11 protein-coding genes and 1 pseudogene are annotated in these 12743 nt (G+C 60.3%); 6 read left to right on the forward strand and 6 right to left on the reverse strand.

What is annotated here, in order from left to right; all coding sequences use genetic code 11:
- Nucleotides 1–529 precede the first annotated feature (529 nt).
- From HMPREF0372_RS11380 to HMPREF0372_RS11395, 4 genes are all read left to right on the forward strand, one after another.
- Complete coding sequence (locus HMPREF0372_RS11380; RefSeq protein ID WP_007492459.1) at nt 530–2110, forward strand: NAD(P)/FAD-dependent oxidoreductase; 1581 nt, start codon at nt 530–532, stop codon at nt 2108–2110.
- Between the two features lie 130 nt (nt 2111–2240).
- Nucleotides 2241–3374 carry a tyrosine-type recombinase/integrase gene (locus tag HMPREF0372_RS11385; RefSeq protein ID WP_050810495.1) on the forward strand — a complete coding sequence of 378 codons (1134 nt, stop codon included), beginning with the start codon at nt 2241–2243 and terminating at the stop codon, nt 3372–3374.
- Nucleotides 3375–3492: 118 nt separating this feature from the next.
- Nucleotides 3493–3978: an RNA polymerase sigma factor gene (locus tag HMPREF0372_RS11390; RefSeq protein ID WP_007492464.1), complete on the forward strand. Its 486-nt coding sequence runs from the start codon at nt 3493–3495 to the stop codon at nt 3976–3978.
- A complete protein-coding gene (locus tag HMPREF0372_RS11395; RefSeq protein ID WP_007492466.1) occupies nt 3971–5404 on the forward strand; it encodes a hypothetical protein in 1434 nt (477 codons plus the stop codon). The genes HMPREF0372_RS11390 and HMPREF0372_RS11395 overlap by 8 nt, the downstream gene beginning before the upstream one ends.
- A 44-nt stretch (nt 5405–5448) precedes the next feature.
- On the opposite strand, the gene HMPREF0372_RS11400 is transcribed toward HMPREF0372_RS11395, so the two are convergent.
- The 3 genes from HMPREF0372_RS11400 to HMPREF0372_RS11410 all read right to left on the reverse strand — a co-directional run bounded on the left by HMPREF0372_RS11400 (nt 5449) and on the right by HMPREF0372_RS11410 (nt 8405).
- On the reverse strand, nt 5449–5922 hold the full coding sequence (locus HMPREF0372_RS11400; RefSeq protein ID WP_007492468.1) for a GNAT family N-acetyltransferase: 474 nt from the start codon (nt 5920–5922) through the stop codon (nt 5449–5451).
- Between the two features lie 33 nt (nt 5923–5955).
- Entirely contained in the window at nt 5956–7320 is a 1365-nt protein-coding gene (locus tag HMPREF0372_RS11405; RefSeq protein ID WP_007492470.1) for a citrate/2-methylcitrate synthase, read from the reverse strand.
- 161 nt (nt 7321–7481) lie between these two features.
- Nucleotides 7482–8405, reverse strand: a complete 924-nt coding sequence (locus tag HMPREF0372_RS11410) for a magnesium transporter CorA family protein (RefSeq protein ID WP_024725085.1) — start codon at nt 8403–8405, stop codon at nt 7482–7484.
- A 428-nt stretch (nt 8406–8833) separates the two neighbouring features.
- On the opposite strand from HMPREF0372_RS11410, the gene HMPREF0372_RS11415 reads away from it, so the two are divergent.
- Complete coding sequence (locus HMPREF0372_RS11415; protein ID WP_024725084.1) at nt 8834–9913, forward strand: radical SAM protein; 1080 nt, start codon at nt 8834–8836, stop codon at nt 9911–9913.
- Nucleotides 9914–10005: 92 nt separating this feature from the next.
- Here HMPREF0372_RS11415 and HMPREF0372_RS11420 read toward each other — a convergent pair whose 3' ends face one another.
- The 3 genes and pseudogenes from HMPREF0372_RS11420 to HMPREF0372_RS11430 form a co-directional block, all read right to left on the reverse strand.
- Nucleotides 10006–10440, reverse strand: a complete 435-nt coding sequence (locus HMPREF0372_RS11420) for a PD-(D/E)XK nuclease superfamily protein (protein WP_024725083.1) — start codon at nt 10438–10440, stop codon at nt 10006–10008.
- Nucleotides 10441–10540: 100 nt separating this feature from the next.
- Nucleotides 10541–11014 (reverse strand): DUF2871 domain-containing protein, encoded by a 474-nt coding sequence (locus tag HMPREF0372_RS11425; protein WP_007492479.1) that lies wholly within the window; start codon nt 11012–11014, stop codon nt 10541–10543.
- A gap of 113 nt (nt 11015–11127) precedes the next feature.
- Nucleotides 11128–11400, reverse strand: a pseudogene (locus HMPREF0372_RS11430) (ferritin family protein); the annotation flags it as partial.
- Nucleotides 11401–11544: 144 nt separating this feature from the next.
- Here HMPREF0372_RS11430 and HMPREF0372_RS11435 point away from each other — a divergent pair.
- Nucleotides 11545–12743 (forward strand): tyrosine-type recombinase/integrase (locus HMPREF0372_RS11435; RefSeq protein ID WP_155117017.1); only part of this gene is annotated, 1199 nt, incomplete at its 3' end.

The following is a 12743-nucleotide window of genomic DNA, read 5'->3' on the forward strand; positions in this document are numbered from 1 at the left end:
CCCGCGGGCGACCACAAGGGTCGCCCCTACGCCGCTATGCGTTGGGCCGGGTGCCACGACTGTCTCCCTTCCGCGTAGGAGGCCGACGCCCCAAGGCGGCCTCTCTTGCTCCTCTGGGGCAATTCACCTTCTGCCCACATCGGCCCGCATTGTGTCGGGCTGGCGCATCTTCCATATGAACTTTTTTGTATCTGTTTTCTTGTCCTGCCTCCGGCGGGCCCCTGTGATGGTTCCCTCCTCGCGGCAAAGCCGCTGCGGTCCCGATTTCCCCCGCCTTAACAATCCACCCCTTGAAACGGCCAAGAAGGGGGAATTGCGATTCCCCCTTCTTGGAACTTCCCCCAAGTCGTTCTATCGGTAGCTTTCCGGCGGCGGGGGCTTACTCCGTAACGCCTCCGCCGCTCCGGCCTGTATGGAAAGAGCGGCCCCGGAATACAGGGGTGGGGCTTGTCCCCGCCCGCGGGCGGCATGAACCCGATGCGCCGGATTGCCATACCCATTCCCCCAACTTTAACAGAGAGGTAACGCCATGATCCGAATTCAAAACATTCCCCTGCCCATCGGCGGCGGAGAGGAGCAGCTCCGCAAGCGGGCCGCCAGGCTCCTGGGGCTGAACCCCGGCCAGCTCCGCTCCCTCACCCTGGCCCGGCAATCCATCGACGCCCGCAAAAAATCCGACGTACACTATGTATGTACCGTCCATGTGGAGGTGGACAACGAGGCCCGGATCATGGCCCGCTGCCGGGACAAAAACGTGAGCCTCCATGCAGAGCGGCCTTACGCCTTTCCGCCGGTACGGCGGACCTCCCCCCTGCCGCCGGTGGTGGTAGGCATGGGCCCCTCCGGGCTGTTCGCCGCCCTCTTTTTAGCCCGGAACGGGGTCATCCCCATTGTGCTGGAGCGGGGCCGTCCGGTGGAGGAGCGGACGGCGGACGTGGAGCGCTTCTGGGCCACGGGGGTGCTGGACACCACCTCCAATGTGCAGTTCGGCGAGGGGGGCGCGGGCACCTTCTCCGACGGCAAGCTGACCACCGGCACCCACGATCCCCGCATCTCCACGGTCTTCCGGGCGCTGGTGGAGGCGGGCGCCCCGGCGGACATCCTCTACCAGCACAAGCCCCACATCGGCACCGACATTCTCCGGGACGTGGTGCGCAATGTGCGGCGGGAGCTGCTGGCCCTGGGGTGCGACGTGCGTTTCGGGCACCGGCTGGCGGGCCTGGACGTGCGGGACAGCGTCCTGCGGGCCGTTGCGGTGGACGGCCCCGGCGGCCGGTATGACCTGCCCTGCGACGCGCTGGTGCTCTCCCCCGGACACTCCGCCCGCGACACTTTCCAGATGCTGCTGGACGCCGGAGTGCCCATGGCCCCCAAGCCCTTCGCCATCGGGGTACGCATTGAGCATGCGCAGGCCGCCCTGTCGGAGGCCCAGTTTGGCCCGGCGTGGGAGCGGCTGCCCGCGGCGGACTACAAGCTGGCCTGCCATCTGCCCACGGGCCGCAGCGCCTTCACCTTCTGCGTCTGTCCCGGCGGGCAGGTGGTGGCCGCCGCCTCGGAGGAGGGGCGGCTGGTGACCAACGGCATGAGCTGCCGCGCCCGGGACGGGGCCAACATCAACGGCGGCTTCCTGGTGGGGGTGTCCCCCGCCGACTTTGGCTCGGAGCACCCCCTGGCGGGGGTAGAATTCCAGCGCCGCTGGGAGGCGGCCGCCTACACTCTGGGCGGCGGCGGCTTCCGCGCCCCGGCCCAGACGGTGGCCGACTTCCTGGCCCGGCGGCCCTCCACGGCCCTGGGGCGCATCGCTCCCACCTACCGCCCCGGCGTCACCCCGGCGGAGCTGGACCGCTGCCTGCCCGGCTACGTGGCCGACACCCTGCGGGGGGCCCTCCCCCTCTTCGACCGCAAGCTCCGCGGCTTTGCCGCGCCGGAGGCGGTGCTCACCGGCGTGGAGAGCCGCTCCTCCTCCCCGGTGCGCATTCTCCGGGGGGAGGACTTTCAGTCCCCCATCCGGGGCCTCTACCCCTGCGGCGAGGGGGCTGGATACGCGGGCGGGATTACCAGCGCGGCCGTGGACGGCATTCGGGTCGCCGAGGCCATCGCTTCCAAATAAGCATATTTTTTACATAAAAACCCCATTTTGGCGCATAATAACGCCAGAATGGGGATTATTATGGTCTTTCACAATTTCGTATGATACTGTAAAAGTCCAATTCTGTCGAAAAGTGAGGGATTTTGAAGCGATGGCTCGAAAAAAAGTAGAAACTAATATTTCTTTTGACGAAATGCGACAGAAATACTATGTCTGCATGGATTACGGCCTGGATGAAACCGGCAAGCGAGTGAAGAAGTACAAGACCTACCCCACGCTGGCCCAGGCCCGCCGGGGCCTGCGCGATTTTCAGACGGAACAGGACACCCACCAGACCGTGGCCCCCCGCTCCATGACCTTGGATCAGTGGCTGGAATACTGGATGGAGGAGGTCATTCAGCCCAACCGAGCCGCCACCACCATCTACGGCTACCGCAAGATCATCGACAACCACCTGTCCGACGCGCTGGGCTCCGTCCCCATCCAAAAGCTGACGCCCCAGCATCTCCAGCAATACTACTCCATGCTCATGCGGGACAAGGGCCTGTCGGCCAATACGGTACGGCGGCACCACGATCTGCTCTCCTGCGCCCTGCACATGGCGCTCCGGCAGGACATCATTCTCCGCTGTCCCACAGAGCGGGTGGAGCCGCCCCGGGTCATCCCCCATGAGGCCCGATTCTACACCCCGGCGGAACTCAAGCGGCTGTTCGGCCTGGTGGAGGGCCACTGGCTGGAGCTGATCGTCAAGCTGGCGGGCAGCCTGGGCCTGCGGCGAGAGGAGATCTGCGGCCTGCGGTGGAGCAGCGTGGACTTCGAGCTGCGCAAGCTCCACATCAAGGAGGCCCGCACCGCCGCCGGGGCGGAGATCGTGCAGAAGGAGACCAAGAACCGCTCCTCCAACCGCATCCTCCACATGAGCGACGATCTCTACCGCCTGCTGCGGCGGGAACGCGCCCGACAGGCCGAGCGCAAGCTGGCCCTGGGAGACGCCTGGCCGGACACCGGCATGGTGGCGGTGGACGCCAAGGGTAACCCCTACTCCCCCAACGCTGTGTCCCTGGCCTTCACCCGCTTCATTCAGGCCCACCACCTGCCCAAAATCACCCTCCACGTCCTGCGCCACACCTTCGCCACCGTGGCCTCCGCCCAGGGCGCGCCCCTGTTCGACATCGGCAAGGCCCTGGGCCACTCCACCCCCGCCACCACGGGCAAGATCTACACCCACCTGCTGGATCAGAACCACACCGCCACCCTGGACCGGGTGGCAAATGCGCTGAAATAATGCCAGGGGCGCGGACGAAAAACGTCCGCGCCCCTGGCGCTTTCCCGCCAAAAATGGTACAATCCATGCAATCATCCGCCCTTCTCAGGTGTGTATAGGGCAGAAAGGAGCGAGAGCCATGGCCGACCAGCTCCGGGGGGACGCCCTCTTTTCCTACGCAGTGGAACACTATCTGGACACCGTATACCGCGCGGCCTTCCACGCCGCCCCCTCGCCCCAGGACGCCGAGGACGTGGCCCAGGAGGTCTTTGAGGCCCTGCTCCGCAGCGGCAAGCGCTTCCGGGAGCCCGAACACCTGCGGGCCTGGCTGCTGCGGGTCACCGTCAACAAGTGCAAAAACCTCTACCGGGCCAAGCGCCGGACGGAGGTGCCCCTGACAGAGGCCATTCCCGCCCCGGAGGCGGCGGAGCCCTCCGTCCTGGACGAGGTGCGCGCCCTGCCCGCACCCTACCGCAGCGCCCTCTACCTCCACTACTTTGAGGGCTATACTGCCGCGGAGATCGGGAGGATACTGGGCGCCAAGCGGAACACGGTGCTCTCCTGGCTGGCCCGGGGGCGGCAGGCCCTGCGGGAACGGATGATCGGAGGCTTTGACGATGCATAAATCAGACTATCTGGCCCAGGTGGAGGCGCTCCGCGCCTCCCCGGAGCTGCGGGCCCGGGTGGCCGGGCTGGCCGGGGCACCCGCCCGCCGCCGGAGACTCCGCCCCTGGATGGGGGTGTGCGCCTGCCTGGCCGTCCTGCTGCTGGGGGGAACCCTGCTTCTGCCCCGGCTGGGGGGCAGCTCCGCCGGCGGAGGCGGCCACGCCACTGGGAGCATCTTCCAGTCCTACGCCGGGCCGGTCTTTCCTCTGACCACCCTGGAGGACGCCGGGCTCACCGCCCGCCGCACCATCACACTGGACTTCGCCCCCTGGGGCGACGGGCACACCACCGACATCGACGTCACCGACTCCTATGTGCTCACCAATCCCACCAACACCGACCAGAGTGTCACCCTGGTCTACCCCTTTTCCGGCAGCTTCTACGCCCTCTATCCCCCCACCCTGACGGCGGACGGTACGGCGCTGGACGCCGTCATCCGCCCCGGCGTGGGCGGGAGCCAGAGTCTGGAGTCCTGGGAGGAGTACGCCGCCCTGGTGGAGGGGAACGATCTTGCGGCGGCCCACGCCGAGATCCCCGCCCTGGACACGCCGGTGACGGTCTACGCCTTCACCGACCTCACCCGGCCGGAGAGCGACGCCGCGGCCCCCACCCTGGCGGTAACCTACCCCTGGTCGGAGGACACCCCCGCCGTGCTGACTTACGGCTTTCACGGCAGCTCCATTGACCGGGAGGCGGGGTGGGCCCGGCGCAGCTTCTCTCTGCCCGAGCCGGACTCCCCCCACGCCCAGGACCCCCGCCTGCTCATCGCGGTGGGCGGCGCTCTGGAGGAGTACACCATCCAGGGCTACCGGGACGGAGGCTGCGACCCCGGCGAGGAGCTGGACGGGGTGAGCGCCGCCGTTATCCAGTATAAATCCACCCTGGGGGAGGTGCTGGAGGCCCTCTGTCCACCCCCGGATACCCTGGCCCACAAGTACGGCGGGGAGACGGACGCGGCGTCCCTCTCCAGGGAGGTATTTTTTGACACCCTCTGCCGGAGCTTGGGCACGGCGGTGCCGGCGGACATGGCCAGGCTGGAGGATGTGTTCTCCTGGGTCAACATACAGGAGCGCATCTTCTATGCGGAGGCCGTCCTCACGATTCCCGCCGGGGAAAGCGTCCAGGTGGAGGCCGCCCTGCCCAAGGAGGCCAGCTTTGACTTCGCCTGCGCCCACACGGAGAACCGGGGCATATACGGCTATGATCTGGTTACGCAGCTGGGTTCCGCCCTCTCCTTCACGTGCCAGACCGCCGCGCTGGCCCACACGGAGCAGATTGCCATCGTCCGTCAGAACTTCGGCTTCGATCTGGCGGCCGGACTTACCTCCGTGCCGCTGGAACCGGATCAGGAATACTACTATCTGGAGGTACGCCGGAGCAAATAAAGAGGAATCCCCCGGCACCGCCGGGGGATTCCTCTTTATGTTCTTTACGCCAGCTTCCGGTTGGGCCGCATGAACAGCCACTCGGACACGCCCTTGCGAATCACATCGTGCAGCAGGCACTTGGGCTGGAAGCCCAGGGACTGATAGAGCCGCTTGGCCCCCGTATTGAACTGGCTGGTCATGATGAACATATTGGGATAGTTCTTTTCCTCCATAACCCCGATGAAAATTTTGACCAGATCCGTGCCGATGCCCTGGCCCCGGTACTTCTTTTTCACACCCAGCAGATTCAGATAGGGCAGGCCGGCCAGGCCGTTCCGGGTCATATACATGACGCCCACGGCCTCGTCCCCGGGGCTCATGGCTACATAGAGATCGCCGTCCGCCATCGCACGGAGCAGGTTCTCATTCAGGCTGTCCCCCTCGGCGAAGTAGGCGTCGTACAGCTTGGAGCCATAAAAGACCTCCCGATACTCCTCGAGCCGCTCAGGCACGCCCTTTACCAGCGTAAACTTCATCTCCGCACACACTTCTTTCGGATGGATTTGAGGTCACCGCTCCGCAAGCGGCGCATAATCCGCGTGGGTTCCCACATACTTGTAGGCCGGGCGGATGATTTTGCCCATGTTGATGAGCTCCTCGATACGGTGGGCGCTCCATCCGGCCACCCGGGCCATGGCAAAGAGGGGGGTATAGAGCTCCAGGGGCAGATCCAGCATGTGGTAGACAAAACCGGAATAAAAGTCCACATTGGCGGATACGCCCTTATACATCTTCCGCTCCCCGGCGATGATCTCGGGGCCCAGCCGCTCCACCAGGGAGTACAACTCATACTCCTCCGTACGGCCCTTCTCCCGGGACAGCTTCTCCACAAAGGAGTGGAGCAGGTTGGCACGGGGGTCGGAGAGAGAGTAGACCGCGTGACCCATACCGTAAATGAGGCCAGCTCTGTCAAATGCCTGCTTGTCCAGCAGGGCCTGGAGGTAATGGCGCACCTCGTCCTCGTCCTTCCAGTCCTTCACCTGCTCTTTCATGTCCTCAAACATTCGAATGACCTTGATGTTGGCGCCGCCGTGCTTGGGCCCCTTCAGTGAGGCCAGGGCGGCCGCCATACAGGAGTAGGTGTCCGTCCCGGAGGAGGTGACCACATGGGTGGTAAAGGTAGAGTTATTGCCGCCGCCGTGTTCGGCATGAAGGGTAAGGCAGATGTCCAGCACGTGGGCCTCCCAGAAGGAGTAGGAGGAGTCAGGCCGCAGCAGGGAGAGGATGTTCTCCGCCGTGGACAGCTCCGGCTGGGGGGCGTGTATGTAAAGGCTGTTCCCGCTCTTGTAGGTGTAGGCCTGGTAGCCGTAGACGCTGAGTACCGGGAACAGGGCGATGAGCTGGAGACACTGGCGCATGACGTTGGGCAGGGAAATATCGTCGCACCGCTCGTCATAGGAGGCCAGGTTCAGCACGCTGCGGGCCAGGGAATTCATAATATCCTGGCTGGGCGCCTTCAGAATGACATCCCGCACGAAGTTGCCGGGCAGGGTACGGTAGTAGGCCAGCTGGTTTTTAAAGCTCTCCAGCTCCGCCGCGTTGGGCAGGCGGCCCAGCAGGAGCAGATAGGCGGTCTCCTCAAAGCCGAACCTCCCCTCCTTCAGCGCCCCCGCCACCAGCTTCTCTACATCGATGCCGCGGTAGTAGAGCTTGCCGTCGCAGGGGATCTCCTGCCCGTCCACCATTTTTTTGGCGATGATGTCGGAGATCTCGGTCAGGCCCGCCAGAACACCCTTGCCGTTGAGGTCGCGGAGGCCGCGCTTGACGTCGTATCTCACATAGTCCCCCGCGTCAATGCTGCTGTTTTGCAGGGACTGGGCCGCCAGCGCTTCAATCTCAGGGGTGATATCGCAGTAGTTTGGATTGCTCGCCATAGAAAACCTCCATTCTTCCGCTCTGCCTTGCGTACCGCAGAACGCCTTTGTGAAATGTGCATCTCTCCAATATAATCCAGTATAACATGTAATTGTTACCAGAATATGAATCCACACATAAAGTTTGATTCAAAAAACGGTGGACATGGTCCACCGTTTCTTCAGAAGAGATCCCGTTTTTTCAGGATAATAGCCACCACCAGGATCACCACGCCGGACAGGGCCAGCGGGAACCACCAGAACTGGTCCAGGGGCAGATTGGCTACGTTCATCCCGTAGAAACTGAAGAAGATATTTGGGATGGTCAGCAGGATGGTGATGGAGGTCAGCACCTTCATGATCACGTTCAGATTGTTGGAGATGACGGAGGCGAAAGCGTCCATCATGCCAGAGATGATGGAGGAGTAGATGTTAGCCATCTCGATGGCCTGGCGCACCTCAATGAGCACGTCCTCCAGCAGGTCGTGGTCCTCTTCATATAGGGTGATGATGCGGCCCCGGAGAATCTTTTCCAGGGTCACCTCATTGGCCTTGAGCGAGGTGTTGAAGTAGACCAGTGACTTTTCCAGATCCAGGAGCTGAATGAGCTCCTTGTTTCGCTGGGACTTGTAGAGCTGCCGCTCCATGTAGTTGTAGATCTTGTCAATCTGCTTCAGATACTGAAGGAAGCGTTTGGCAACCTGCAACAGCATATAGAGAATGAAGCTGGTGCGCTTCTGGGTTTCGGCAAACCGCACCAGTCCGTCCTGAAAATCCTTCAGAATGGAGGTCTCCTTCAGGCAGACGGTGATGATGTGCTTGTCGGTGACGATGATGCCCAGGGGCAGAGTGGAGTACACCACCGCGTCATCCTTCTCCACAGCGGGCACGTCGATGATGATGAGGGTCTGTCCGTCCTCGGTGTCGATCCGGGAGGTCTCCTCCTCGTCCAGGGCGGCCCGGAGGAAGGAGGGCTCCACGCCCAACGTCACCGCTACGGTGTTCAGCTCGTCCTCGCTGGGATAGGTCAGGTTCACCCAGCAGCCGTCCTGCACGGAATCCAGCCGGGTCATTTTTCCTTGAATCGTTTTAAAAATAGAGAGCAACGATCTCACGCCTTTCTCGGCGCGGGCCCCTCAAAAGGGTATAAAAATCCCCGCACGCATTTGTCTTTGCCGCCTGTGCGGAAAATATCCTTCCTGCACAGGCCAAGCGGCGACACGGCGTGCGGGTCTACCGGACGGGCCGGTCAGCCGCAGAGCCAATGCGCCGCGCTCCATATGGGACATTCTCGACTCACAGGGTCACCGCTCACAGCGCATATCACTCCTTTTCCAGTATTGTCATTTGCTTTTTTATTATAAGCCCGTCCGGCGCAGATTGCAAGTAAAACGTCCGTTAAGGTGCATCCGTCCTATAAACCGGACCATTTTCGCTTTGATCTCTTCGGATCATTTTTAAAATGATCCAGAGAGATCCCGGATTGACAGGTCGATCGACTTTTGCTATACTGGGTCGGAAGGACGGTGAAAACATGCCCAAGACAATCGGAATTATCGACGCGGATCTGCTCGATAACGGGACCCGTCACCCCAACCTGGCTCTCATGAAAATCAGCGGCTATCAAAAGGAGCTGGGCAACGACGTCACCCTGCTGGAGGATTACTACTCCATTCCCAAATACGACGAGGTATATCTCTCCCGGGTATTTGATTTTACCAACGTACCCATTGATCCCAAGAACTACCCCAATCTGCACATTGGAGGCACCGGCTTTTTCTGGATGACCGCCCCGGACCTTCCCCTGGAGGTCGAACACCATATGCCCGACTACCACCTCTACGACGAATATGTGGGCAGGCAGATCGCCCGGGGCATCAAGCCCCAGACCTACAGCGACTACATGGACTACAGCATCGGCTTTACCACCCGGGGCTGCTTCCGCAAGTGCCCCTTCTGTGTCAACCAGAAGTATGACCATGTGTTCCGCCACTCTCCGGTGAAGGAGTTCTTCGACCCCTCCCGCAAGCACATATACCTGTGGGACGACCAGTTTTTCGGCTTTCCCAAGTGGCAGGAGGTGCTGGACGAGCTGGATGAAACCGGCCGCCGCTTTCAGTTCCGCCAGGGCCTGGATGTGCGTCTGATGACCGAGGAGAAGGCCAGGCGGCTGGCGAACGTGAAGTATCACGGGGACTATATCTTCGCCTTCGACCACATCAACGAGGCCGAACAGGTGGTGCGCGGCCTGAAAATTTGGCGGAGACACTCCGACAAGTCCACCAAGCTCTACGTGCTCTCCGGCTATGAGTCCCAGGGCGCGGAGGAGATCGCCTCCATCTTTGAGCGCATCCGTATCCTGATGGAGTACCAGTGTCTGCCCTACATCATGCGCCACGAGTACTACAACCGCTCTCCTTACAAAGGGATGTTCATCACCCTGGCCCGCTGGTGCAACCAACCCAGCTTTCTCAAGAAGAAGAGCTTCCGGCAGTTCTGCGAGGCCAACGGCCTGACCAGCTCCGCTTTCCGCTACATGTCTGAGTTCGAGCACGACCACCCCGATATTGCGAAGCAGTATTTTGATATCCGTTTCGACCGGCACGGCGCGTAAGGCGCCTGTTCCCTTCCCATACGTCCCAGCATCGGAATTTCAAGGCCGTGTGCCGCGTTTGGCGGCACACGGCCTTTTCCCCTTCTGCACGGCTATGGACGGAGGAAGGGGAAATAATTCATCCCCAGTTCGATGTAAATGCGTTGCTTGAGCAGCTCATACCGGTCCGCAATCGCCCCGTTTTCATAGCCCACTTCAATACCATGACCGGAGGAAATCAGCTTGGCCTTCATGTCGTCCCGGATATACCGCCCCGAAAAGACAATAATGGACGGGATGGGGGCCGCCATACAGTCGTCCAGGGCGTAGCTCAGCTTCTCGAAAGCCGAACCGCTGGTCTCCTGGAGCTTGGCCTCGATGGCCATGGAGCGGCAGTTCTGGGGGTTCATGATCACGATATCCAGCTTACGGGGTGTGCCGATAAAGCGCCAGCCGATGTATTTCTCCTCCTCGACCGCCAGTCCTTCGCCCCAGCCTCGGATATACTCTGCCAGAGCATGCCGGAAGTTGTTCCCGTTGTTGGGCATATAATCCCTCCTCCCATGTTCTTCCTCCATCATAGTGGATCCCATTTCCCGGGTCAATAGGCTTCCGGCCGCCAAACTAGAAAAAGCGCGCTGCGGAACATCAGCCCCGCAGCGCGCCGTCCTGGTTCTGTCCGGCACCGGTTCCGTCTGCCGCCCTCCGAACCTGCAAAAGCAGAGAGAGCATGCCGATACCCAGCAAAATATGACCAATGCCCGAGATTCCGGAAATGGAGGCATCCATTCCTCGGCTCAACTCATTTCCCAGCACCTGGCTCATCCCCCGCAGAAAGAATCCCAGCCCTGTGATATTGAGACCTAGTTGATAGACCAGCAGGAACTTCCCGCTGTTTCGGCTTGAGAAGGCAAATGTCTTTTCCAGCAGCATCAGGATAAGAAAAAACACCATTCCCAGTGCAAAATAGTGGGTATGCAGGAAAGACAGAGAGGTTCTGCCCGCAAAGCCGCTGAATTTGGTAAACTCCCTATAAAATACGCCCAATGCCATGGCAATCACCGCATAGACCATGGCCAACGTCGCAAAATGCCGCGCCAGTAAAATCTCTTTTTTATTCATCCGTACATACTCCTATCACAGCGGATACCGGAATTGGGTCCGCCGCCTATCGCCGGTTCATACAATCAGAAAGGGCGGAGCGAAGGCTCCGCCCTTTTCCGTATTCTGCTTGATTAGCCGAAGTAGCGCTTCAGCAGGCCCTCGAAAGCCTTGCCGTGGCGGGCCTCGTCCCGGGCCATCTCGTGGACGGTGTCATGGATGGCGTCCAGATTGTACTGCTTGGCCAGCTTGGCCAGCTCGAACTTGCCCAGGGTGGCGCCGTTCTCGGCCTCGACCCGCATCTCCAGGTTCTTCTTGGTGGAGTCGGTCACGACCTCGCCCAGCAGCTCGGCGAACTTGGCGGCGTGCTCGGCCTCCTCATAGGCGGCCTTCTCCCAGTACAGGCCGAAGCCAAACGGCTTCGCCGTTCGGCGCCGGGGAACAGGCGAAAAGAAGGAAGATACAGGAAATTTCTTTATCCACAAGTGGACATTTTCACACGCTGGAATTTGGCTTTTTGCCACAAAAAAATCCACAAGGGGGATTTGCAAGTGGCAAAGCAGAATGACGCGGGTGTTTACAAATTGAAGAATGGGAATTGGGCTTATCGCTATGTTCTCATGGTGAACGGCGTCCGCAAAGAAGTACGAAAGGCAAAAGATGAATTCGGAGCACCCTTCAAAACAAAGCGTGAGGCAATCAAGGCGCGGCAAGCGGCTATTGACAGCGCCCAGAACTCCCGCAAGCCAAAGCCCACGGTACGGAAAACTGTTCAAGAGGTCTATCAAGAATACTGTGCTAATGGCCGAAGTGACCGGGCATACACTACCAAACGCAAGCAGGACAGCCTCTGGAAAAACCACCTTTGCACCCGGTTCGGGGAGCGGTACATTGATGAAATCAGCGCGGCGGAGGTGGTGGACTACTTGACGGAACTGTATTGCAGCCGCGGCCTCTCCTATCGCTATGTGGAGGGCTTCTTGAAGATGTTCTATCTGCTCTTCGGGCAAGCCTACTCCCGGAACTATCTCGACGTGGACAGTTACAACAAGCTCTGTGTCAACAAAGATACCAAAATCCACATGCCAAAGCTGAAAACGGATGATGACTTGGATATTGTATCATTCAATCGGGAAGAGCTTGCCGTACTGGATGATTATTTCCACGGCACCAATGCAGAAACGGCGTATTTGCTGGGACGGTATTGCGGTCTGCGTATCAATGAGTGCTACGGTCTGAAATGGTCGAACGTCGATCTGATAAATAGCACGATTTTGATTGACCGGCAAATGCAATACCAGCAGGGGCGTATCAAGCTTGTGTCCCTCAAAACCCGCAACGCAAAGCGTACAATCCAAATGTGCGACAAACTGAAAGTGTATTTTCAGAATTTGGCGAAGCGGCGGGAGCAAGACCAGCTCCACCTTGCCGACTTGCGGGAACAGAACCAGCGTATCATTGAGGATTTGGACGGAAGCAAAATTTCCTCCACGGAGCTTGTGAACTGTCTGCCAGATGGGAAAATCCAGACGGTAAACTCCATGAAGTTCCACACGCGGGAAGTTAAGGCCAAATGCGGGATAATGTTCAAGTATCACTATTTGCGTCATACCTATGGGACTATGATGGCGGAGCTGAATACACCGCAGCACCTACTTTGTTCGCAAATGGGTCACGGCCACATACAAGTTACACAGCGGTATTATATCGCCCTCTCCGGTAGTGTCAAGGAATTTTCGCAAAATGGTTT

Source organism: Flavonifractor plautii ATCC 29863 (assembly GCF_000239295.1).
GTDB classification, from domain to species: Bacteria; Bacillota; Clostridia; order Oscillospirales; family Oscillospiraceae; genus Flavonifractor; species Flavonifractor plautii.